20 protein-coding genes are annotated in these 21,714 nt (G+C 73.0%); 11 read left to right on the plus strand and 9 right to left on the minus strand.

Annotated elements, in window-relative coordinates; genetic code table 11:
• The first annotated feature begins 55 nt into the window (after window positions 1-55).
• The 3 genes from pelF to ABZ865_RS03595 are packed head-to-tail and all read left to right on the plus strand — an operon-like array spanning window position 56 to window position 3,668.
• The gene (pelF, locus tag ABZ865_RS03585) at window positions 56-1,582 is read left to right on the plus strand and encodes a GT4 family glycosyltransferase PelF (RefSeq protein ID WP_361223126.1); all 1,527 of its coding nucleotides are present in this window, start codon (window positions 56-58) and stop codon (window positions 1,580-1,582) included.
• Window positions 1,579-3,021, plus strand: coding sequence for a hypothetical protein (locus ABZ865_RS03590; protein WP_361223129.1), 1,443 nt, complete (start codon window positions 1,579-1,581; stop codon window positions 3,019-3,021). Before pelF ends, ABZ865_RS03590 begins: the two co-directional genes overlap by 4 nt.
• Complete coding sequence (locus ABZ865_RS03595; protein ID WP_361223132.1) at window positions 3,018-3,668, plus strand: spherulation-specific family 4 protein; 651 nt, start codon at window positions 3,018-3,020, stop codon at window positions 3,666-3,668. Before ABZ865_RS03590 ends, ABZ865_RS03595 begins: the two co-directional genes overlap by 4 nt.
• Here ABZ865_RS03595 and ABZ865_RS03600 read toward each other — a convergent pair.
• Entirely contained in the window at window positions 3,623-4,231 is a 609-nt protein-coding gene (locus ABZ865_RS03600) for an RDD family protein (protein WP_361223135.1), read from the minus strand. The two genes, ABZ865_RS03595 and ABZ865_RS03600, sit on opposite strands and share 46 nt — an antisense overlap.
• Window positions 4,232-4,278: 47 nt before the next feature.
• Window positions 4,279-5,064: an adenosylcobinamide-GDP ribazoletransferase gene (locus tag ABZ865_RS03605; protein ID WP_361223138.1), complete on the minus strand. Its 786-nt coding sequence runs from the start codon at window positions 5,062-5,064 to the stop codon at window positions 4,279-4,281.
• Between the two features lie 60 nt (window positions 5,065-5,124).
• Here ABZ865_RS03605 and ABZ865_RS03610 point away from each other — a divergent pair, with 60 nt between their 5' ends.
• Entirely contained in the window at window positions 5,125-5,889 is a 765-nt protein-coding gene (locus ABZ865_RS03610; RefSeq protein ID WP_361223141.1) for a hypothetical protein, read from the plus strand.
• On the opposite strand, the gene ABZ865_RS03615 is transcribed toward ABZ865_RS03610, so the two are convergent.
• The 3 genes from ABZ865_RS03615 to cobT all read right to left on the minus strand — a co-directional run bounded on the left by ABZ865_RS03615 (window position 5,829) and on the right by cobT (window position 9,519).
• Complete coding sequence (locus tag ABZ865_RS03615) at window positions 5,829-6,557, minus strand: hypothetical protein (RefSeq protein WP_361223144.1); 729 nt, start codon at window positions 6,555-6,557, stop codon at window positions 5,829-5,831. The genes ABZ865_RS03610 and ABZ865_RS03615 overlap by 61 nt on opposite strands.
• A 10-nt stretch (window positions 6,558-6,567) precedes the next feature.
• A complete protein-coding gene (locus tag ABZ865_RS03620; RefSeq protein WP_361223147.1) occupies window positions 6,568-8,364 on the minus strand; it encodes a phosphatidylglycerol lysyltransferase domain-containing protein in 1,797 nt (598 codons plus the stop codon).
• Between the two features lie 75 nt (window positions 8,365-8,439).
• Window positions 8,440-9,519 (minus strand): nicotinate-nucleotide--dimethylbenzimidazole phosphoribosyltransferase, encoded by a 1,080-nt coding sequence (cobT, locus tag ABZ865_RS03625; RefSeq protein ID WP_361223150.1) that lies wholly within the window; start codon window positions 9,517-9,519, stop codon window positions 8,440-8,442.
• 133 nt (window positions 9,520-9,652) lie between these two features.
• On the opposite strand from cobT, the gene ABZ865_RS03630 reads away from it, so the two are divergent.
• Window positions 9,653-10,624 carry a class I SAM-dependent methyltransferase gene (locus ABZ865_RS03630; RefSeq protein WP_361223153.1) on the plus strand — a complete coding sequence of 324 codons (972 nt, stop codon included), beginning with the start codon at window positions 9,653-9,655 and terminating at the stop codon, window positions 10,622-10,624.
• A 49-nt stretch (window positions 10,625-10,673) separates the two neighbouring features.
• On the opposite strand, the gene ABZ865_RS03635 is transcribed toward ABZ865_RS03630, so the two are convergent.
• Window positions 10,674-11,876: a bifunctional adenosylcobinamide kinase/adenosylcobinamide-phosphate guanylyltransferase gene (locus ABZ865_RS03635; RefSeq protein WP_361223156.1), complete on the minus strand. Its 1,203-nt coding sequence runs from the start codon at window positions 11,874-11,876 to the stop codon at window positions 10,674-10,676.
• A gap of 184 nt (window positions 11,877-12,060) precedes the next feature.
• Here ABZ865_RS03635 and ABZ865_RS03640 point away from each other — a divergent pair, with 184 nt between their 5' ends.
• Window positions 12,061-12,273 carry a hypothetical protein gene (locus ABZ865_RS03640; RefSeq protein WP_361223159.1) on the plus strand — a complete coding sequence of 71 codons (213 nt, stop codon included), beginning with the start codon at window positions 12,061-12,063 and terminating at the stop codon, window positions 12,271-12,273.
• 132 nt (window positions 12,274-12,405) lie between these two features.
• Here the strand turns inward: ABZ865_RS03640 and ABZ865_RS03645 are convergent, their stop codons facing one another.
• From ABZ865_RS03645 to ABZ865_RS03655, 3 genes are all read right to left on the minus strand, one after another.
• The gene (locus tag ABZ865_RS03645; RefSeq protein WP_361223162.1) at window positions 12,406-13,473 is read right to left on the minus strand and encodes a trypsin-like peptidase domain-containing protein; all 1,068 of its coding nucleotides are present in this window, start codon (window positions 13,471-13,473) and stop codon (window positions 12,406-12,408) included.
• Window positions 13,474-13,557: 84 nt separating this feature from the next.
• Window positions 13,558-14,259, minus strand: a complete 702-nt coding sequence (locus tag ABZ865_RS03650; protein ID WP_361224363.1) for a methyltransferase domain-containing protein — start codon at window positions 14,257-14,259, stop codon at window positions 13,558-13,560.
• Window positions 14,260-14,342: 83 nt separating this feature from the next.
• Window positions 14,343-14,969: a DUF3043 domain-containing protein gene (locus ABZ865_RS03655; protein WP_361223164.1), complete on the minus strand. Its 627-nt coding sequence runs from the start codon at window positions 14,967-14,969 to the stop codon at window positions 14,343-14,345.
• Window positions 14,970-15,248: 279 nt separating this feature from the next.
• On the opposite strand from ABZ865_RS03655, the gene ABZ865_RS03660 reads away from it, so the two are divergent.
• The 5 genes from ABZ865_RS03660 to ABZ865_RS03680 all read left to right on the plus strand — a co-directional run bounded on the left by ABZ865_RS03660 (window position 15,249) and on the right by ABZ865_RS03680 (window position 21,704).
• Complete coding sequence (locus ABZ865_RS03660; protein WP_100825785.1) at window positions 15,249-16,040, plus strand: PspA/IM30 family protein; 792 nt, start codon at window positions 15,249-15,251, stop codon at window positions 16,038-16,040.
• A gap of 34 nt (window positions 16,041-16,074) precedes the next feature.
• Complete coding sequence (locus ABZ865_RS03665) at window positions 16,075-16,353, plus strand: hypothetical protein (protein WP_361223169.1); 279 nt, start codon at window positions 16,075-16,077, stop codon at window positions 16,351-16,353.
• A 160-nt stretch (window positions 16,354-16,513) separates the two neighbouring features.
• Window positions 16,514-17,734, plus strand: coding sequence for a sensor histidine kinase (locus tag ABZ865_RS03670; RefSeq protein WP_361223171.1), 1,221 nt, complete (start codon window positions 16,514-16,516; stop codon window positions 17,732-17,734).
• Window positions 17,731-18,414, plus strand: coding sequence for a response regulator transcription factor (locus ABZ865_RS03675; RefSeq protein ID WP_361223174.1), 684 nt, complete (start codon window positions 17,731-17,733; stop codon window positions 18,412-18,414). Before ABZ865_RS03670 ends, ABZ865_RS03675 begins: the two co-directional genes overlap by 4 nt.
• A 155-nt stretch (window positions 18,415-18,569) precedes the next feature.
• Window positions 18,570-21,704, plus strand: coding sequence for an efflux RND transporter permease subunit (locus ABZ865_RS03680; protein WP_361223177.1), 3,135 nt, complete (start codon window positions 18,570-18,572; stop codon window positions 21,702-21,704).
• Window positions 21,705-21,714: the final 10 nt, after the last annotated feature.

A 21,714-nucleotide genomic window follows, 5' to 3' on the forward strand; every position in this document is an offset into this window, starting at 1 on the left:
CCGGCTGGCCGCGCTCGCTTCAGGCATTCGCATCTCAGGGGGGATCAGCGCACGCATGCGTACGCGCACCGGCCGTCACGTCACCATGCTCACCGAAGGCACCTATCCGCACGTCCACGGCGGCGTCAGCACCTGGTGCGACCAGCTCGTCAAGGGCATGCCGGAGGTGGACTTCCATCTCGTCTCGCTCACCGGCAGCGGCCGCGAACCCGTGACCTGGGAGCTGCCGTCCAACGTCCGCCGGCACGTCAACGTGCCCACCTGGGGCCCGCGCCCCGGCCGCGCCCGCGCCCCGTACGGCAGGGCCCGGCGCCGCTTCACCGACGCCTACGAGCATCTGCTGCTCTCCTTCCTCGACCCCGAGGCGCGCGCCGACTTCGGCGAGGCGCTGTACGAGCTGGCCCGCATCGCCCGCGAGGGGTGGCTGTCGGCCGCCCTGCGCACCGAGACGGCGCTGCGCTCGCTGCAGTGGATCTGGACGATGCCGCATCTGCCCACGGCGGCCGCCCGCCCCACCGTGCACGACGCGCTGACCGCCACCGACCTGCTGGAACACGCGCTGCGCCCGCTGGGCGTGCGGATCCCCGAAGACTCGGTGGCGCACGCCGTCAGCAGCGGTCTGGCGACCCTGCCCGCGCTGGCCGCGCACCACCTGGACGGGGTGCCGTTCCTGCTCACCGAGCACGGCATCTATCTGCGCGAGCGCTATCTGGGACAGCGCGGGAACGGCCATCGCTGGCCCGTGAAGGCGTTCCTGCTCGGCTTCTACCGTGAGCTGAATTCACACGGTTATCGCGCGGCCGACCTGATCACACCGTGCAACCAGTACAACCGCCGCTGGGAGGAGCGCGGCGGTGCCGACGCCGACCGCATCCGCACGGTCTACAACGGCGTCGACCCGCACGCCTTCCCGCACGCCGGCCCCGAACCCGACGTGCCCACCCTCGCCTGGTGCGGCCGCGTCGACCCCATCAAGGACCTGGAGACCCTGCTGCGCGCCTACGCCCTCGTCCGCGCCGAACTCCCCGAGACCCGGCTCCGGCTGTTCGGCCCGGTCCCGGCCGGCGGCGAGGCCTACGGGACCCGTCTGGAAAAGCTCGCCGCCGAGCTCGGCATCACCGACGGCCTCACCTTCGAGGGCCGCATCAGCGAGGTCTGGCGCGCCTACGCGGCCGGCCACATCGTCATGCTCTCCTCCATCTCCGAGGGCTTCCCTTTCTCGATCATCGAGGCCATGTCCTGCGGGCGCCCGACCGTCTCCACCGACGTCGGCGGCGTCCGCGAGGCCGTCGGCGACACCGGCCTGGTGGTCCCGCCGCGCGAACCGGAGAAGATGGCCGCCGCCGCCCTGACCCTCCTGCGCGACGACGAACGGCGCCTGCGCCTGGGCGAGCTGGCCCGGCAGCGGGTGATCGACCGGTTCACCCTGCGCCGCTCGGTCGACAACTTCCGCACCATCTACCAGGAACTCGCCGGCCTCCCCGAGGTGTACGAGCCCGCCGTCGAGACGGTCGCCGACTGGACCCTGGAACTGCGTGACCCCTGGTACGCGACCGTCGCGACGGACGGGACCGACTGGTGAGCGACCTGAGCGACCTGCGCACCCCTGCCACCCTGCCCAGAATCCCGCAGCAGCCCCGCCGGCCGAACTGGGCACAGCCCGACCCGATCGACGAACTCGCCCGCGAACTCGACGCGTTCGTGTCTGCGGCCGTCCATCCCGACGAGGTGGCCGCCCTGCTGGAGTCCGACGGCCTCTCCGACGACCAGATACGCGAGCGCTACGGCGTCCGGAACTCCTTCGCGCTCGCCGAGGAACTGTACGACCGCACCCCGCGCCGGCACCCCGAGCCGGACACCGCACCCGCCGACCCCTGGCGGGCCGACCTCCTCGGCTGCCTGCTGCGCGGGCTCGTCTTCGCGCTGCCCGGCCTCGCCTACGTCCTGGGCGCCCCGCTGCTCGCCGGTCCGCGCGAGGCGTACGGCCTGCCCGGGAGCACCTTCACCCTGCTGGCCGGGGCGCTGTGCGGCTGGGCCTGGAACCAGGGGCTCGCCCATCGCGCCTACTCCTGGCTGAGCCTCGGCGACCGCCCGGGGGCCCGCCGCTGCCTCCTCGTCGGCGCCCCGGCCGGCATGCTGCTCGGCGCGCTCGTCGCCCTCGCCGTCGCGGGCCCCGCCCACCCGGCCGCCGCCGCGTTCGCCGCCGGCCAGTCCTGCTACCTGGGCGCGTCCGGGGTGCTGCTGGTGATGGGCCGCGAACGCGCCCTGCTGGCCGCCCTGACCCCCCTGACGGGAGGCGCCCTCCTCACCCTCGTCCACCCCGTCCCCGTATCCGTCCGCCTGTTCCTCCTGGTGACCTCCCTCAGCGCCGTGGCCACCCTCGGCCTCCTCGAAGTCGCCCCGGGCACACGCATCCTGAAGGGGTGCGGGGCCGTGCCCGGCACCTCCCGCGGCCCCCGGCTCATCGCCTCCCTGCCCTACGCCGTCTTCGGCCTCGCCAGCGGCGCGCTGGTCGTGTCCGCGGGCCTCGGCGACCGCCTGGCCGGAGCCGAGCGCGGCGCGCTCGCCCTCACGCTCAGCATGGGCCCCGCCGAATGGCTGCTGTACCGCTTCCGCGGCGGCACCCTGGCCGGGCTGCGGGCCAGCGGGACGTCGCGGGCGTTCCGCCGCAGCACCGTCCGTACCCTGGCCCGCTGCCTCACCGGCTACCTGGCCGCCCTGCTCGCCCTCGTGCTCGCGACCGCCGTCCTGTGGCCGCACGCCCCCGCGCCCACCGGCGTCCGCCTGGGCGGGCTGCTCGCGCTCGGTGTGGTGCTGTGGACCGGGCTGCTGCTCCAGTCCTTCGGTGCCGTGCTCGGCGCGGTGGCGGTCTGCTCCGCCGCCGCCCTCGCCCAGACCCTGGCGCTGCTCACCCACGCGGCCGCACCGGGGACCGTCGCCCTCGCCGTGTACGCGGCCGCGGCCGTGGCCCAGGTCGCCCTGGTCGCCGCCCTGTTGGGAAAGGCGACCGCCCACCGATGAGCACCCTGCTGGTCCCGTACTACGAGCACCCCGCGGTCCGCCCCGCCGAGTGGGCGGCGATCCTCGCGGCGGCGCCGCGCCTGTACGGCGTCGTCCTCAATCCCGCGAGCGGCCCCGGCGACCGCCCCGACCCGGGCTTCGCCGAGACCGCCGCCCGGCTGCGGACCGCGGGCGTCACGCTGCTCGGCTACACCGACACCGGCTACGGCACACGGCCGTACGAGGACGTCGTACGCGACCTGCGGCGGCACCGCGAGTGGTACGGCACGCACGGCGCCTTCCTGGACCAAGTGCCGACCGACATCGGGGCGCTGCCCCACTGCGAGCGGCTGACCGTCGCCGCCCGGACGCTCGGCTGCACCACGCTCGCGCTGAACCACGGCACCCCGCCGCACCCGGCGTACGCGGCCCTGGCCGACCTCCTGGTCACCTTCGAGGGCCCCTGGACGACGTACCGGCGGACACCCGTACAGCCCCGGAACTACGCGTCGGGGGTGCGGCTGTGCCACCTCGTGTACGGCGTGCCGCCCGGCGCCGACGTCGAGGGGGCGGCCCGGGAGCGGGGCGCGGACGTGCACTGCGCGGTGCCCGGCACGGGCGCTCACCCCTGGGGCACGCTGCCCCACGGGCTGGGCTCCGCCCGCTGAAGCGCGCCCTCGACCGAGGTGCCGGCCAGCCGGTCGGCGAGGGAGCGGCAGGTGGGGGAGAGGACCGGCAGGGCGTTGACGAAGAACAGCACCACCGCGATCCCCCACACCACCACCGACAGCACGAACTCGCCCTCGATCAGCAGCACGCACGCCAGGGCGTACACGGCGACGTCGGCGAGGGTGGTGACGGCGGCCCGGCGTACGGTGTGACGGGACAGCCGGGGGGTGACCCGCAGGCCGAGCAGGCCCTTGCCGAGGGTGCGGCCGAGCAGCGCGAGACAGGCCCACTGGTAGAGGAACGTGACGAGGACGAGCGCCCCGAAGGCCTCCTCCACGTCCAGCACCGCCGTGTTCCACAGCGACAGGCCGAGCCGCTCGGAGGCGTCGACGACGTCACCGCGCGAGGCCAGCAGGTCGAAGCCGCCCCGGGTGGCCAGATCGGGCACGTCGGTGACGAGCGCGGTGATGCGGTGGAAGGTGAACACGGCGAGCAGCCAGGCCGCCGTCACCACCAGCGCGAAGTCGACGAACCAGGCCGCGGCGCGGCGCAGCTTGAGCACGGATGTCCCCCGATCACACACTTCTTGTCCGTGTACAGCGGAAGAGCCTAACGACCCAGCGACAGCACCACGAGCGCGGCCGTCGCCGCCGTCTCCGCCAGGGCGCCGAACACGTCCCCGGTGACCCCGCCGAGGCGGCGCACGCAGCGGCGCAGCAGGAGTTCGGCGGCGGCGAGGGCCAGCAGGACGGCTGCGGCCGTGCGGAGGGCGTCGTACGCGCCGAGGACCGTGCCCCAGGCGGCCGAGACGATCGTGAACGCGGCCGTGACGGCCAGTGCGCCCGGAACCGGCACCACCCCGGCGACCGCCGCGCCCAGCCCCTCCGGACGGGCCGCCGGCACCCCGGTGCGCGCGGCCAGGGTGAGCGCCAGCCGGGCCGCGACCGCCGAGGTCACCGCCGCGATCGCGCCGCGCGCCCACGCGTCGTCGTACAGCTGCGCCAGCACGGCGACCTGGGCCAGCAGCACCAGCAGGAGGGTGATCACGCCGAACGGCCCGATGTCCGACTGCTTCATGATCCGCAGCGCGTCCTCGGCGGGCTTCCCGCTGCCCAGCCCGTCCGCCGTGTCGGCGAGCCCGTCGAGGTGCAGCCCCCGGGTCAGCGCGGCCGGCACGGCCACGGAGGCGACGGCGGCGAGCAGCGGACCGGCGCCCAGGAAGAGCAGCAGCAGTCCCAGCCCGGCGGCGGTGCCGCCGACGATCAGTCCGGCGACCGGGGCGTTCAGCATGCCCGCGCGCGCGGCCTCCCGGTCCCAGCGGCGTACCCGGACGGGCAGCACGGTGAGGGTGCCGAAGGCGAAACGGAGTCCGTCGAGCGGGGAGGTCTTGAGCACCGGCGCAGGGTACCCGCCCGCCGCCGGGCCGCCCATGGCGCCCGGCATTAAAGTGCGGACATGGTGCACTGGTGGGAGCGGAACATCCTGGAGCCGGGCAAGCTCCCGCTGCTGCTGGCCCTCACCGCGTTCGTGGTCACCTTCGTCGTCACCCGGACCATCACCCGTCTGATCCGGGCCGGCCGAGGCCCGTTCGGCAACGTCAAGGCGGGCGGGCTGCACATCCACCACGTCGTGCCCGGTGTCGTCCTCACCGTCGTCGGCGGCTTCGGCGCGGTCGCCAGCGAGCGGCACAGCGTCGGCGCGGCCCTCTCCGCCGTCGTCTTCGGCATCGGGGCCGGGCTGGTGCTGGACGAGTTCGCGCTGATCCTGCACCTCCACGACGTCTACTGGAGCGCGGAGGGCCGCAAGAGTGTCGAGGCCGTCGTGCTCACCGCCGCCCTGGTCGGTCTGCTGCTGCTGGGCTTCTCGCCGTTCGGCGTCAACGACCTCAGCCAGGACGAACTCCAGGACCGCGGCACCGTCATCAGCACGATCGCCGTGAACTTCCTCTTCTCGCTCGTCGCCCTGGGCAAGGGCAAGGCCCGCATCGCGATCTTCGGGGCGATCGTGCCCCTGATCGCGCTCGTCGGCGCCGTCCGGCTGGCCCGCCCCGGCTCCCCGTGGGCCCGCCGCTTCTACGGCCGCCGCCCCCGCGCCCGCGCGAAGGCCGCCCTGCGCGCCTACCATCACGACCGCCGCTGGGCCGGGCCCCGGCGCGCCGTTCAGGACTGGATCGGCGGCAGGCCCGACCCGCGCCCGGCCCGGCTGCCCGGCCGCCGGTGAACCGGCGGCGGGGGACTCCCGTACTCGAGCCGCACCGCCGTCAGCAGGCACAGCATGCCCACGGCCGTCAGCGCGGCCAGATGCTCCTTGCCCGCCAGGTTCTCCTTGACCAGCACCTCCGCCACCATCGCCAAGGTCACCGCGCCCGCCGTGACATGGGCGCCGTACCGCCAGGCCACGAACACGGCGAGCGCCACCACGGCCGCCGAGGGGCCGGTGTCCACGACCTGCGCGTCCGAGGCGGGCAGACCGAACGGGGCGTGCGGGCCGAGCGCGACGCCGAGGCGCGCGTACAGGGTCCCGGCGAGCGTGGCGACGTACGCGATGGTCAGCGTCCGCCACCAGCCCAGGCAGATCTCGGCGACCCCGAACACGAACAGGATCTGCGCCAGCGCCCCCCACACCGGCAGGTCCAGCGCCGGGACGAACAGGGACAGCGGCGTGCGCAGGAGCGCCGGCCCCAGCGGGTCCTCCGCGCGCACGGCGCCCACGTTCTGCACGAGCTGAAAGCCCCAGGGCTGGTTCTGCACGTACTGCAGGAGCGCGGTCAGGCACACCCCGGCCAGGGTCATGGGGAGCGCCCAGGGGCCCCGCCGCAGCAGGGGTTTGCGCACGGTGGCATACAGCAGGCCCCACTCGGCGCGGGCCCAGCGGACGAGCCTCCTCATCGAACGTTCCTCATCGGTGCGTGTCCAGGTGTCTGCGGTGCAGCCACTTCGGCAGCCCCGGCGCCTCCAGGAAGCCCTCGGCCCGCGCTGACGCGAGGCCGATGCGCGGCAGGTCCGCGCTCTTCTCGAAGAGCAGGAACCGCGGCTCCCAGATGGGCCGGTACTTGGCGTTGGCGCGGTACAGCGACTCGATCTGCCACCAGCGGGAGAAGAAGCTGAGCAGCGACCGCCACAGCCTCAGCACCGGACCGGCACCGAGGCGCGCGCCACGTTCGAAGACGGAGCGGAACATCGCGAAGTTGAGTGAGACCTGCGTGATCCCGATCTCCTGGGCCCGCCGCAGCAGTTCGATGACCATGAACTCCATCAGCCCGTTGTCGGAGTCCCGGTCCCGGCGCATCAGGTCCAGGGACAGCCCGTGCGGACCCCACGGCACGAACGACAGCAGCGCCCGCAGCCGCCCCTCGCCGTCCGTGCACTCCAGCATCACGCACCGACCGTCCTCGGGGTCCCCGAGCCGGCCGAGCGCCATGCTGAACCCGCGCTCGGTCGCCCCGTCCCGCCAGTCGTCCGCACGCTCGACGAGGTACGCCATCTCGTCCCCGGGGACGTCCGCGTGGCGCCGGATCCGCACCTGGTACCCGGCCCTCTTCACCCGGTTGTAGGCCTGCCGGACGGTCCGCATGGCCCGCCCCTCCAGCGTGAAGTCGGCGACCTCCACGATCGCCTCGTCACCCAGCTCCAGCGCGTCCAGACCGTGCCGGGCGTAGATCGTCCCGGCCTCCTCGCTCGCCCCCATCACCGCCGGGATCCACCCGTGCGCCCGCGCCTCCGCCAGCCACGGCACGATCGCCCCGGGCCACGCCTCCGGATCCCCGATCGGATCCCCGGAGGCCAGACTCACCCCGCCGACCACCCGGTAGGCCACGGCCGCCTTCCCGGTCGGCGACCACACCACGCTCTTCTCCCGGCGCAGCGCGAAGTAGCCGAGCGAGTCCCGGTCGCCGTGCCGGTCCAGCAGGGCCCGCAGCCGCTTCTCGTCATCCTCGGTGAGCGGGTCGACGGCGCGCCGGGAGCGGAAGGCGGCGTAGAAGACGGCCAGGACCAGGGCCGTGCTGAGCACGTTGATCGCCACGTTCGCCCAGTTGGGCGGCTCGATCCCCGGGAAGTGGTGCTCGTCCGCGGCCACCGACACCAGCCGCAGGGTGCCGTAGTGCCAGCGCTCCAGGAACGTCGAACGGGCCGCGTCCGGCGCCCGGTCGGTGACCGTCACCAGCAGCCCCGCCAGCAGGCTGGCGACGAGCCCGCCGCCGACGGCCACGGTCGCGGCGAGCCGCGGGTTGGACCGGTCACCCTTGGCGTAGAACTCCCGGCGGCCGACCAGCAGCGCGCCCACGAACGCGGCCGTCAGCACCAGGGAGATCCAGTTCTGCGCGTACTGCCGGATCTCCGGGAACGCCATCGCGAAGGCGAACAGGGCCAGGAACAGCCCGCTCAGCACCAGGTTCAGGATCCACGCGGCCCGCTTGCGCCGCCGCATGGTGATCGCCAGGAACGCGGTGAACACGCCCGAGGCGAAGCCGGCCGTCAGCAGGTACGGCGTGAAGAAGTTCTCCTGGTTGTGCCGGCGCACGTCCTGGCCGAGCGACACCCACACCGCGCTGAGGAAGTTGACGAAGGCGACGGCCCGCAGATACCAGACGGCGAACGCGGCGGCCCGCGATGAGGCTGAGCCGCCCGACCGCACCTTGTCACCCGGGCGCCCCGGGCTCGCTTCCTGCTCCGCGGCAATTCGGGCATCTCCCATGAGGGAGGATCATATGGGCCACGCCCTGTCGAACCCCTCTTTTCGGCCCGCCCGTGCCGGACCGGCCGTGAGCGGCTACTCCTTCTCCTCCGGTTCCGCCGGCTCCTCCGGTTCCTTTTCGGGAAGCTCGGCGGCCAGCGCCGCCGCGGCCCGGACCAGGGGCAGTGCCAGCAGTGCGCCCACGCCCTCGCCGACCTTCACGCCCTGGTCCATCAGCGGCTCCAGGGCCATCCGGTCCAGCGCCTTCGCCTGCGCCGGCTCCCCGCTGTCGTGCCCCGCCAGCCACCAGTCCGGTGCCCGGAAGGCCACCCGCTGCGCCACCAGCGCACACGCCGCAGCCACGACACCGTCCAGGATCACCGGCAGCTTCCGCACCGCGCACTGGAGCAGGAACCCGGTCATCGCCGCCAGATCCGCCCCGCCCACGGTCGCGAGCAGCTGCAGCTGATCCCCGAGCACCGGCCGCGCCCGCCGCAGCGCGTCCCGGATCGCCGCGCACTTGCGCATCCACGCCAGGTCGTCGATCGCGAGCCCGCCCCGCCCGGTCACCACCGACGCGTCCGTCCCGCACAGCGCCGCGACCAGCACCGCCGCCGCCGTCGTCCCGCCCACGCTCACATCACCGAGCACCACCAGATCCGTGCCCGAGTCGGCCTCCTCGTCGGCGACGGCGACACCCGCCCGGAGCGCAGCCTCGGCCTCCTCCAGGGTCAGCGCGTCCTCGACATCGATACGGCCGCTGCCGCGCCGCACCCGGTGGCGCACGACATCCTCGGGGAAGGCGTCCGGCGCACAGTCCAGGGCCATGTCCACGACCCGCACCGGCACCTCCTGCCGCCGCGCGAGCACCGACACCGGGCTGCCGCCCTCCAGCACCGCCCTCACCAGCTGCTCCGCGCCGCCCGCCGGCCGCGCGGAGACGCCGAGTTCGGCGATTCCGTGATCACCGGCGAACAGCACCACCCGGGGCCGTTCGACCGGCCGTACCGGTACGGCCCCCTGCGCGGCGGCCAGCCACTCGCCCAGCTCGTCGAGGCGCCCCAGCGACGCGGGCGGCACGACCTGGCGCTCCCGCCGGGCCTCGGCGTCACGGCGTACGCCCCCGTCAGGGCGCTCGATCAGATCGGTGAAGTCGTCGAGATTAAGCCTGCTCATTCGCCGAACAGTACCGCCAGCGCACGAACGCTTCCGCGCCACACCGCCACCACACCACCACGACGTCGTTGCACCCAAGATCGGCATCCCATACGTTCCGCTTTGCAGCGGAATGTCGCACAGGGAGCCGCCCATGCAGCCCTCGACCCTCACCTCGCAGGCCACCGACCCGTTCTTCCAGCCGCGCCGCGAGGACTGCCCCTGGTGCGGCTCGGGGCGACTGCGCACCCGGCTGCGGGCGCCGGACCCGCTGCGGCAGCGGCGGAGTACGTTCGTGCTCGACGAGTGCCACGCCTGCGGGCACGCCTTCCAGAACCCCCGGCTCACGGCGGAGGGACTCGCCTTCTACCACCGGGACTTCTACGAGCGGCGCCTGGAGGAGTTCACCGCGCGCGTCCGCTCCGCCCGCGCGGTACGGCGCCGCCACCGCGCCACCGCCCGCGCGCTGTCGGCGCTGCCCGATCCGGAGAGCTGGCTGGACGTGGGCACGGGACACGCCGGGTTTCCCGAGGCGGCGAAGGAGTTCTTCCCGTACACCAGCTTCGACGGACTGGACGCGACGGCCCGGGTCGCGCGGGCGCTCGTGGAAGGACGCGTGGAGGAAGCCCACCGGGGTCACCTCAGCACGCCGGGCATCGCGGACCGGCTCCGCGCCCGCTACGACGTGGTCAGCATGTTCCACCACCTGGAGCACGTGCTCGACCCGCGCGCGGAGATCGGCGCGGCGCTCACCGTGCTGCGTCCCGGCGGACACCTGGTCGTAGAAGTCCCCGACCCGCGTTGCGCGTTCGCGAGACTCCTGGGCAGGTGGTGGCTCCCGTACGGTCAGCCCCGGCACCTCCACCTGATGCCGCTGCCCAACCTCAGGGCGGAGCTCGAGGCGCAGGGCTGCACCGTCCTCGTCACGGACCGCGGATCCCCCCACCTCCCCTACGACCTCTCAGCCGCCCTCGCCCTGGCCCTGGCCCCCCTGCCCCCACTCCTCCTGCGGGCGGCCACCCCTCTCCTCACCGCGGTCTCGGCCCTGGACCACCTCCTCGCCCCCCTCTCCCGCCGCACCCGCCTCTCCAACACGTACCGCCTCGTGGCACGGAGAGAGGTGTAACGACCAGTCGCCGTAGGGGCGGGTGCCCGTACTCGCCTGCGGGCACCCCTCAGCCCCGCAGCACCACGGCCTGCCCGGCGACCACCAGGAGAACCTGTTCGCACTCGGTCGCGAACGCCGCGTTCAGGCGGCCGAGTTCATCGCGGTACCGGCGCCCGGACGCCGTGGCGGGCACGATGCCCGAGCCGACCTCGTTGGAGACGGCCACCACGGTGCGCCGAGCGTTCTGGACGGCGGACGTCAGTTCTCGTACGCGCTCGCGCAGCGCCTTCTCCCCGCCGCCCGCCCACTCCGCGTCGTCCCACGCCCCGACCGAGTCCATGACATCCGTCAACCACAGCGACAGGCAGTCGATCAGCACCGGCGGCCCCTGCTCGGCGAGCAACGGCACCAGGTCGGTCGTCTCCGTCGTACGCCACGACCCCGGCCGCCGCTCCCGGTGCGCGGCCACGCGCGCCGCCCACTCGGTGTCACCGCCCCGCGTCCCGCCGGTCGCCACGTACAGCACGTCCGGGAAGGCCTCCAGGCGCCGCTCGGCCTCCACCGACTTCCCCGAGCGCGCCCCGCCCAGCACCAGCGTCCGGCGCGGCACGTCCGGCACCTCCTCGTACGCCCCCACCGCCAGCGTCGTACCGTCCGGCACCGCCCGCGCCCCGGCCGCCGCGAGCCGGCGCCGCAACTCCGCGCCCTGCGGGACGTCGTGGTCGAGGTGGACGGCGATGACGTCCGTGGTCGGCCCGACGGCACCGACCGCCCGGAGCCGGGCCAGCGCGTCCGGCCGTCCCACCACGTCCAGGAGGACCATGTCGTACGACTCCGCGGTCCCCTCCTCCAGGCCCGCCGGCGCCCCGCCCGGCGGCAGGTACAGCAGCCGCAGCCCGTCGGGGCCGGTCACCGCGTACCCGGTGCCGCCCGCGTCCATCGCCACCGCCCGCACCCGATGCCCCGTCAGCAGAGCCAACTCCCGCCCGTCGGGCACCCGCCCGGGCTGCGGCAGCCCGGCCGGCACCTCCACGGCCGGACCGTCGTGCGGATGCGAGAGCAGCACCTGCCCCACCCCGCCCAGCGAGTGCCCGGCCCGCGCGGCCGCGAAAGCCGCCCCGGGTGTCAGGTCCAGCAGCAGCGCCCCGTCCACGAGCAACGCGGTCGCCCCCCGCGCCTCCTCCCCGAGCGCGGTCGCGCACACAGCACACGGACAGTCGGGCCGGGGCAGCCCCATCGGGGCGCCAGTACCGAGCAGAGTCACTTCCACGAGATCGATTTTCCACTGCCGCAGCACTACTCGCGCCCCTGGTGGCCCCGAAGGGGCACCAGGGGAGTGGGGGAGCGACCAGCCCCCACCCACCCGCGGGCGAGTCACGGCCCGGGGCTCCTCTAACGGCCAACCCCGCGGAGCGAATACGCTGCGAGCACGTGTTGGATCAAAGGAGGCCCACATGACGGCATGGACGTGGCGGTTCGAGAAGGCCGACGGGACGGAGGTCCAGCCCGCGGTGCAGCCCGAGGAGTTCACGACGCAGGGGGATGCCGAGTCCTGGATCGGCGAGCAGTGGAAGGCGCTGCTGGAGGGCGGCGCGGACCAGGTACGGCTGTTCGAGGACAGCACGGAGATCTACGGCCCGATGAGCCTGCACGCCGAGGCGGAGTAGGCCGACCGGGGGTGAGGAGGGGCCTCCCGGGGCTTCCCAGGGCCTGTCGGGGGCCTGCCGGGCGTCTCTCCTCTCTCCGCCCTCGACCTCTCTTCGCCGCCCTCTGCTCTTCTCCCTCTGCCCCTCTTCCTCTCACTGCTCGCCCAGCGTCACCTCCACCGACTGCGCACGGCCGTCCCGCTCGAAGGCGACCGTCGTCCGCTGTCCCGGCTTGTTGCGGGCCAGCGCCTCGGAGAGCTCCGTGGTCGTGGTGACCTGGTCACGGCCCAGCTTGGTGATGACGTCGCCCGGCCGCAGCCCCGCCTCGCCGGCCGGGCCGCCGCCGAGGATCTGGACCACGGCGGCCCCGGCCGGCTGGTAGCGCTCGTCCACGACCGTGCGCGCGGTGATGCCGAGCGCCGCCCGGCCCGAGTCGACGACCTTGCCGCTCCTGATGATCTGACCGGTGACCGTCTTCACCAGGGACGAGGGGATGGCGAACCCGATGCCGGCCGCCGCACTGCCGAGGCCGGGGTCGGCGGCGGCGAGCGTCGGGATGCCGATGACCTGCCCGGACAGGTCGACCAGGGCGCCCCCGCTGTTGCCGGGGTTGATGGCGGCCGAGGTCTGCACCATGTTGGCGATGGTGGCGCCCGTGCCCCCCTCGGAGCGGCCCTCGCTGACGGTCCGTCCGGTCGCCGACACGATGCCCTGGGTGACGCTGGAGGACAGCCCGAGCGGCGATCCCATGGCCAGCACGATCTGGCCGACCGCCACCTTCTCGGAGTCCCCGAACACCGCCGGCTTCAGCCCGGCCGGCACCTGGTCCAGCTTGATCACCGCGAGGTCCTGGTCGGGGTAGGAGTAGACCAGGCTCGCCCGGAGCGGTTCCTCGCTGTTGGCCGTGGTCACCTGGAAGGTCTTCTCCGAGCCGACCACGTGCGCGTTGGTGACGATGTGGCCCTGGCCGTCGTACACCACTCCGGAGCCCAGGTCGGACCTGGCCTGGATCTGTACGACCGACGGCAGGACGTCCCTGATGACCTTCTGGTACCGGGCCTGCAGATCCTCCGCGGCCGGCGGCTGGGCCGCCTGGGCGGTCGAGCCGTCCTGCCGCGCCGGGGACCTCGGCAGCGCGCAGCCGGAGACGAGGACGGTGGCACACACGAGCACGGCGACCGGGGCACCCCTGCGCAGGGCCCGGGTACGGGAAGCGTCCATGCCCCGAGTGTCCCTTCGGGGTGAATGTCCCAATCGCCGCGTTCGCCCAACAGGGCCCGTCGCGTACGCCCGAAAGGGGGCAGGTCAGCCCCGGACCCCGCACAGATGCAGCAGCGCCGCGACCCCGCGGTACGGGTCCGTCCGGCCGGCCCGCTCCTCGACCGCCAGGAGGGTCTCCAGGTCGTAGGGGGCCGGGGCGCCGTCGGCCGCCGTGTCCGTGAAGACCCGGACGCCGTACCAGGCGTGCAGTGGGGCGGCGATGCCGGCGAGGGTGGCGGTGAGGGCCGACAGCCGGTCGGCGCGTACGTCGAGGCCGAGGCGGTTGCGGTAGGCGGTGGTGTCGAAGGCCGCCAAGGCACCCGCCCAGTCACCGGAGAGTCCCGGGCGCATGGCGAGCGCGTCGCCGTTGCGCACCAGCAGTGAGAGCAGGCCGCCCGGCGCGAGCATCCGGGCCAGACCCGCCACCAGCGGGTCGGGCTCCTCCACGTACATCAGGACGCCGTGGCACAGCACCACGTCGAAGCTGCCCGGCAGGAAGTGCACGCCGGTGTCCCGCCCGTCCCCCTGCACCAGCCGGACCCGCTCGCGGATGCCCTCCGGCTCACCGGCCAGGGCCTCGCGGGCGGCCGCGATCATCGTCGCGTCCTGCTCGACACCGGTCACCTGGTGCCCGAGCCGGGCCAGCCGCAGCGCCTGCGTGCCCTGGCCCATCCCCACGTCGAGCACGCGCAGTCGCTGCCCGACCGGGAACCGCCCGGCTATCTGCTCGTCGAGCTGCCGGGCCACCAGCTCCTGGCGTACGACGTCACGCAACCCGCCCAGCTTGCTCAGCCAGGCATTCGCCGCGTCCCCGGTGAAAGCGTCTGCGCTCAGGGCCGCTCTCCGCGCTTGACCTGCGGCTTCGGCAGCCGGAGCCGGCGCATCTGGAGCGAGCGCATCAGCGCGTAGGCGACGGCGCCCCGCCGGTTCTGGTCGGGGAAGCGCTCGGCCAGCCGCTTCTTCAGCCGGAAGCCGCTGACGGCCGAGTCGAGCACGATCAGCACGATCACGACCAGCCACAGCAGCAGCGCGATGTTCTGGATCGAGGGCACCCTGACCACGCTGAGCACGAGGATCACGATGGCCAGCGGCAGGAAGAACTCCGCGATGTTGAGACGCGAGTCCACCCAGTCGCGCGCGAACTTGCGGACCGGGCCCTTGTCCCGGGCCGGGAGATAGCGCTCGTCGCCGCCGGCCAGGGCCTTGCGCTGTCGCGCCAGCGCCTGGCGGCGCTCCTCGCGCTGATGCTTCGCGGCCTCCTTGCGGTTCGTCGGCGTACTGGCGACGCTGCGGCGCTGGGACTGGGCCTCACTGCGCTTGGGCGTGGGCCTGCCCTTGGGGGCCTGCGGGTCACGGGACTGCTTGGAGTCGGTCACCGGCGCCTTGTCGGCGGGGGCCTTCTCTTCCTTGGCACGGCTACGGAACACAAAACCCAAGGGTAAGCGCATCCCCGGCATGGACCCCAGCCCTCCGGGGAACGATCCGGCAACACCGGACGTCTGTAGGGGGACAGAGGGGACGTTGCAGACGCTTCACCCGGCGGTCACCGAGGGGACCCGGGGGACCCACCCCGAGGTCCACCTACTCCTCACGCCGGAGCGATACCGTCCGCAGTCGTCCTTGGGGATGAGCGCATCACTCCCCGAACGGTGCGGTAATGGATGCAGGGCCCGTACTGTGGGTTCTGTCGCAGGATCTGTGAGCTGGAGTCCGTCAGAAGGGGGCGCGCGAAGCCCATGAGCGGTGTCATGAAGCGTATGGGGATGATCTTCCGCGCGAAGGCGAACAAGGCCCTTGACCGGGCCGAGGACCCGCGCGAGACCCTCGATTACTCGTACCAGAAGCAGCTGGAGCTGCTGCAGAAGGTGCGCCGTGGCGTCGCCGACGTGGCGACCTCCCGCAAGCGCCTGGAACTCCAGCTCAACCAGCTGCAGCAGCAGTCGACCAAGCTGGAGGACCAGGGCCGCAAGGCGCTCGCGCTCGGCCGCGAGGACCTGGCCCGCGAGGCGCTGTCCCGCCGTGCCGCTCTCCAGCAGCAGGTCACGGATCTGGAGACGCAGCACGCGACCCTGCAGGGCGAGGAGGAGAAGCTCACCCTCGCGGCCCAGCGCCTGCAGGCCAAGGTGGACGCCTTCCGTACGAAGAAGGAGACCATCAAGGCCACCTACACCGCCGCCCAGGCCCAGACCCGCATCGGCGAGGCCTTCTCCGGCATCTCCGAGGAGATGGGCGACGTCGGCCTGGCGATCCAGCGCGCCGAGGACAAGACCGCCCAGCTGCAGGCCCGGGCCGGTGCCATCGACGAGCTGCTCGCCTCCGGCGCCCTGGACGACCCGACCGGCATGGCCAAGGACGACATCGCCGCCGAGCTGGACCGGATCTCCGGTGGTACGGATGTAGAGCTGGAACTGCAGCGCATGAAGGCCGAGCTGGCCGGCGGCGCGCCGCAGCAGGCGATCGAGGGCGGCACCGGCCAGGGGCAGTCCCAGCAGCAGCCGCAGGACACCCCGCGCTTCGACAAGCAGTAGTCCGGCGCCGGGACCCCGAGCCGAGGAGGCCGACGTGATCGTACGGATCATGGGGGAGGGCCAGGTGAAGTTGGCGGACTCCCACTTCGCCGAGCTGAACAAGCTGGACGACGAGCTGCTGGAGGAGATGGAGAGCGGCGACGGCCCCGGCTTCCGCGCCACCCTCCAGGCCCTCCTGGACAAGGTCCGTGAACTGGGCGAGCCCCTGCCGGACGACGCCCTGGAACCCTCGGAACTGATCCTGCCCGCCCCCGACTCCTCACTGGAGGAGGTCCGGGAGATGCTCAGCGACGACGGCCTGATCCCGGGCTGAATCCGAGCTGCGCAGCTGCGGGCAGTCGTGCCGCTGGGGCGGCGCCCGTCCCAAAGGCGGCACCTCGCCAGCCCGGGCGAGCGGTCCAACCCCCGCCCGGCCCCAGCACAGGGCGCCGCACAGCAGACCTAGGCTGCGGCGCCCCGTACTGTTGCAACTCGTGAGCACTCTCGAACGCGCCCGGTGCCGCCTCAAGGCGCACCCCCTCGCGCTGGACGCGGCCATCGCCGCGGTGGTGCTGCTGTGCATGATCGCCGGATCCTTCGTCGCGCCCGACGGCGAGCACGGGATGTCCTGGGGCGCCCGCACCCCGGACCCGCTGAGCCTGCTCCTGATGGTCCTCGGCGCCGCCGCGCTCGTGCTGCGCCGCCGCGCCCCCAAGGCGGTCCTCGCCGTCACCGGCGTCCTCTCCGTGATCGAGAGCGTCACCGGCGACCCCCGCGCCCCCGTCGCCATGTCCGCGGTGATCGCCCTCTACACCGTCGCCTCCACCACCGACCGCCCCACCACCTGGCGCGTCGGCCTGCTCACCATGACCGTGCTGACCGCCGCCGCCATGCTCGCCGGACCGCTGCCCTGGTACGCGCAGGAGAACCTCGCCATCGTCGCCTGGACCGGCATCGGCGCCACCGCCGGAGACGCCGTACGCAGCCGCCGCGCCTTCATCCAGGCCATCCGCGAGCGCGCCGAACGCGCCGAGCGCACCCGCGAGGAGGAGGCGCGCCGCCGCGTCGCCGAGGAGCGGCTGCGCATCGCCCGCGATCTGCACGACGTCGTCGCCCACCACATCGCCCTGGTCAACGTGCAGGCCGGAGTCGCCGCCCACGTCATGGACAAGCGGCCCGACCAGGCCAAGGAGGCCCTCGGGCACGTCCGCGAGGCCAGCCGCTCCGCGCTCAACGAGCTGCGCGCCACCGTCGGCCTGCTGCGCCAGTCCGACGACCCCGAGGCCCCCACCGAACCCGCCCCCGGCCTCAGCCGCCTGGAGGAGCTGGCCGGTACGTTCCGCAACGCCGGGCTGCCCGTCGAGGTGGCCCGCGCCGACGCGGACACCGACCTGCCCGCCGCCGTCGACCTCGCCGCCTACCGGATCATCCAGGAGGCCCTGACCAACGCCCAGAAGCACGCGGGCCCCGGCGCCAAGGCCGAGGTCAGCGTCGTACGCGTGGGCTCGAACATCGAGGTCACCGTGCTCGACGACGGCTCGGACAACGCGCCCGAGCCCGCGACCGGCGGCGGACACGGACTGCTCGGCATGCGCGAGCGGGTCACCGCCCTCGGCGGCACCCTGACCACCGGCCCCCGCTACGGCCGCGGCTTCCGCGTCCATGCGATCCTGCCCCTCCAGACCCGTACGACGGCCCAGGGGGAGCCCGTATGACCATCCGTGTCCTGCTCGCCGACGACCAGGCACTGCTGCGCAGCGCGTTCCGCGTGCTCGTCGAGTCCGAGCCCGACATGGCCGTGGTGGGGGAGGCCTCCGACGGAGCCGAGGCGGTCCGCCTGGCCAAGGAGCAGAACGCCGACGTCGTCCTCATGGACATCCGGATGCCCGGCACCGACGGACTCGCCGCCACCCGTCAGATCGGCGCCGACCCCGCCCTCGCCCACGTCCGCGTGGTCATCCTGACCACGTTCGAGGTCGACGACTACGTCGTCCAGGCCCTGCGCGCCGGCGCCTCCGGCTTCCTCGGCAAGGGCAGCGAGCCCGAGGAGCTGCTGAACGCCATCCGGGTCGCCGCCGGCGGCGAGGCCCTGCTGTCCCCGGCCGCCACCAAGGGCCTGATCTCCCGCTTCCTCGCCCAGGGCGGCCCCGACGGCGGCGACACCGACCCCGCACGGCTCGAACGGCTCGACGCGCTCACCGGACGGGAGCGCGAGGTGCTCGTCCAGGTCGCCGGCGGCCACTCCAACGACGAGATCGCCGAGCGCCTCGAGGTGAGCCCGCTCACGGTGAAGACGCACGTCAACCGGGCCATGGCCAAGCTCGGCGCCCGGGACCGCGCCCAGCTCGTCGTCATCGCGTACGAGTCCGGGCTGGTCCGCCCGAGGATGGACTGATCTCCACCCGCGCGTACTGCGCCGGGAGTAGGAGACGGATAAGGAAATGGACCTGGGGCCTACAAAACGACCCTCTGACATGGCCCAGGGTGTTCGGTGGGCGCTTTTCGCGTCCTGCCGAGCTTCTGCCGCTCACAGAAGAGAGACCCTGACCCATGTCCTGGCTGTCCCGATTCAGCCTCGCGCAACGGGCCCTGATCGGCCTGATGTCCCTTATCGCGCTGGTCTTCGGACTGATCGCGATACCCCAGATCAAACAACAACTGCTGCCCACCATCGAACTGCCCGTGGTGTCGGTGATCGCCCCCTACCAGGGTGCCTCCCCCGACGTCGTCGAGAAGCAGGTCGTCGAGCCCATCGAGGACAACCTCCAGGGTGTCGACGGCATCACCGGTGTCACCTCCACCGCCAGCGAGGGCAACGCCGTGATCATGGCGTCCTTCGACTACGGCAACGACACCAAGCGGCTCGTCACCGACGTCCAGCAGGCGGTGAACCGGGCCCGCGCCACGCTGCCGGACGACGTCGACCCGCAGGTCGTCTCGGGCTCCACGGACGACATCCCGACCGTGGTCCTCGCCGCCAGCTCCGACAAGGACCAGCAGGCGCTCGCCGACCAGCTCGACAAGACGGTCATCCCGACCCTGAAGGACATCGACGGCGTCGGCCGGGTCCAGGTCATGGGCGTCCGCGACCTCCAGGTCGCCGTCACCCCGAACGACGCGAAGCTCGCGAAGGCCGGCCTCACCCCCGCCGCGCTCGGCCAGGCCCTGCAGGCGGGCGGCGCGACCGTCCCGGCCGGCTCCTTCGACGAGAACGGCGCCAACCGCACCGTCCAGGTCGGCGGCGGCTTCACCTCGCTGAAGCAGATCCAGAACCTGATGGTCACGGGCGAAGGCGTCAAGAAGCCCGTCCGCCTCGGTGACGTGGCCACCGTCGAGCAGCAGCCGGCCCCGGCCGACTCCATCACCCGCACCGACGGCCGGCCCAGCCTCGCCGTCGCCGTCACCATGGACCACGACGGCAGCGCGGTCGCCATCTCGAACGCGGTCAAGGACAAGCTGCCCGAGCTGCGCACCGACCTCGGCTCCGGCGCCAAGCTCACGGTCGTCAGCGACCAGGGCCCGGCCGTGTCCAAGTCCATCAAGGGCCTGACCACGGAGGGCGCGCTCGGCCTGCTCTTCGCGGTCCTGATCATCCTGGTCTTCCTCGCGTCGATCCGCTCGACGCTGGTCACCGCGGTGTCCATCCCGCTGTCCGTCGTCCTCGCGCTCATCGTGCTGTGGACCCGGGGCCTGTCCCTGAACATGCTCACCCTGGGCGCGCTGACCATCGCCATCGGCCGGGTCGTCGACGACTCGATCGTGGTCCTGGAGAACATCAAGCGGCACCTCGGCTACGGCGAGGAGCGCAAGGAAGCGATCCTGGGCGCGGTGCGCGAGGTGGCCGGCGCGGTCACCTCCTCCACCCTCACCACGGTCGCCGTGTTCCTGCCGATCGGCCTGGTCGGCGGCATGGTGGGCGCCCTCTTCGGCTCGTTCAGCATCACCGTGACGGCGGCCCTGCTCGCCTCTCTGCTGGTGTCGCTGACCGTGGTGCCGGTCCTGTCGTACTGGTTCCTGCGGGCCCCGAAGGGCACCCCCGAGAACGCCGAGGAGGCTCGCCGCCGGGCCGAGGAGAAGGAGGCGAACAGCCGCCTCCAGCGCATCTACGTCCCCGTGCTGCGCTTCGCCACCCGCCGCCGCCTCACCAGCGTGCTGATCGCGGTGGTCGTGCTCGTCGGCACGTTCGGCATGGGCGGCCTGCTGAAGACGAACTTCTTCGACCAGGGCGAGCAGGAAGTCCTCACCGTCAAGCAGCAGCTGAAGCCCGGCACCAGCCTCGCGGCCACGGACGCGCAGGCCCGGAAGGTGGAGAAGCTGCTGGCCTCCACCGAGGGCGTCAAGGACTACCAGGTCACCATCGGCTCCTCCGGCTTCCTGGCCGCCTTCGGCGGCGGCACCGACAGCAACCAGGCGTCGTACCAGGTCATGCTGAAGGACTCCGCGTCGTACGAGGACGTGCAGAAGCACCTGGAGGACGGCCTGAAGAAGCTGGACGGCATCGGCACGACCACCGTGTCCGCCGGTGACGGCTTCGGCAACCAGGACCTCAGCGTCGTGGTCAAGGCGGCCGACCCGGGGTCCCTGCGCACGGCCTCCGAGCAGGTCCGCAAGACGGTGGCCGGGCTCGACCACGTCACCGACGTCACCAGCGACCTCGCGACGAGCGTGCCGCGGATCTCGGTCAAGGCCAACGCCAAGGCGGCCGCCGCCGGGTTCGACGACCAGAAGCTCGGCGCCGCGGTCGCGCAGGCCGTGCGCGGTACGACGGCGGCCAAGGCGATCCTCGACGACACCGAGCGCGACGTCGTCGTGAAGTCCGCCAAGCCGGCCACCACGCTGGCCCAGCTGAAGAACCTGCGCCTCGGCCCGGTGAAGCTCGGTGACATCGCCACCGTGAAGCTGGTGGACGGCCCGGTGTCGATGACCCGCATCGACGGGCAGCGCGCCGCGACCGTCAAGGCCCGGCCGACCGGGGACAACACCGGCGCGGTCAGCACCAAGCTGCAGACGAAGATCAAGGCCCTGAAGCTCCCGGCGGGCGCCACGGCCGAGATCGGCGGCGTGTCCTCCGACCAGGACGACGCGTTCAAGAACCTGGGCCTGGCCATGCTCGCGGCCATCGCGATCGTGTTCATGCTGCTGGTGGCGACGTTCCGCTCGCTGGCCCAGCCGCTGATCCTGCTGGTGTCCATCCCGTTCGCGGCGACCGGCGCGATCGGTCTCCTGGTCGCCACCGGCACCCCGATGGGCGTCCCGGCGATGATCGGCATGCTGATGCTGATCGGCATCGTGGTGACCAACGCGATCGTGCTGATCGACCTGATCAACCAGTACCGCAGGCAGGGCTACGGCGTCGTCGAGGCCGTGGTGGAGGGTGGCCGCCACCGGCTCCGCCCGATCCTCATGACGGCCCTGGCGACGATCTTCGCCCTCCTCCCGATGGCCCTCGGGGTCACCGGCGAGGGCGGCTTCATCGCCCAGCCGCTGGCGGTGGTCGTGATCGGCGGTCTGATCTCGTCCACGCTGCTGACCCTGCTCCTCGTCCCGACGCTCTACGCGATGCTCGAACTCCGCAAGGAGCGCCGGGCGAAGAAGCGGGCGGCGAAGAAGGCGGCGAAGTCGGGGCCGGACGCGCGACCGGACGTCGACACCGAGTCCGGCGAGCCGGAGCCCGTACAGGTCTGACGCTCGTAGG

It is taken from the genome of Streptomyces sp. NPDC047085 (genome assembly GCF_040643735.1).
Classification (GTDB): Bacteria; Actinomycetota; Actinomycetes; order Streptomycetales; family Streptomycetaceae; genus Streptomyces.

What these genes read in the sequence shown, in the direction of transcription:
- cobT (WP_361223150.1), bottom strand. Translation starts at nt 9,519, where the DNA reads ATGAGCAGGCTTAATCTCGACGACTTCACCGATCTGATCGAGCGCCCT.
- ABZ865_RS03595 (WP_361223132.1), top strand. Translation starts at nt 3,018, where the DNA reads ATGAGCACCCTGCTGGTCCCGTACTACGAGCACCCCGCGGTCCGCCCC.
- ABZ865_RS03640 (WP_361223159.1), top strand. Translation starts at nt 12,061, where the DNA reads ATGACGGCATGGACGTGGCGGTTCGAGAAGGCCGACGGGACGGAGGTC.
- ABZ865_RS03655 (WP_361223164.1), bottom strand. Translation starts at nt 14,969, where the DNA reads ATGCCGGGGATGCGCTTACCCTTGGGTTTTGTGTTCCGTAGCCGTGCC.
- ABZ865_RS03680 (WP_361223177.1), top strand. Translation starts at nt 18,570, where the DNA reads ATGTCCTGGCTGTCCCGATTCAGCCTCGCGCAACGGGCCCTGATCGGC.
- ABZ865_RS03660 (WP_100825785.1), top strand. Translation starts at nt 15,249, where the DNA reads ATGAGCGGTGTCATGAAGCGTATGGGGATGATCTTCCGCGCGAAGGCG.
- pelF (WP_361223126.1), top strand. Translation starts at nt 56, where the DNA reads ATGCGTACGCGCACCGGCCGTCACGTCACCATGCTCACCGAAGGCACC.
- ABZ865_RS03645 (WP_361223162.1), bottom strand. Translation starts at nt 13,473, where the DNA reads ATGGACGCTTCCCGTACCCGGGCCCTGCGCAGGGGTGCCCCGGTCGCC.
- ABZ865_RS03615 (WP_361223144.1), bottom strand. Translation starts at nt 6,557, where the DNA reads ATGAGGAGGCTCGTCCGCTGGGCCCGCGCCGAGTGGGGCCTGCTGTAT.
- ABZ865_RS03620 (WP_361223147.1), bottom strand. Translation starts at nt 8,364, where the DNA reads ATGGGAGATGCCCGAATTGCCGCGGAGCAGGAAGCGAGCCCGGGGCGC.
- ABZ865_RS03610 (WP_361223141.1), top strand. Translation starts at nt 5,125, where the DNA reads ATGGTGCACTGGTGGGAGCGGAACATCCTGGAGCCGGGCAAGCTCCCG.
- ABZ865_RS03675 (WP_361223174.1), top strand. Translation starts at nt 17,731, where the DNA reads ATGACCATCCGTGTCCTGCTCGCCGACGACCAGGCACTGCTGCGCAGC.
- ABZ865_RS03630 (WP_361223153.1), top strand. Translation starts at nt 9,653, where the DNA reads ATGCAGCCCTCGACCCTCACCTCGCAGGCCACCGACCCGTTCTTCCAG.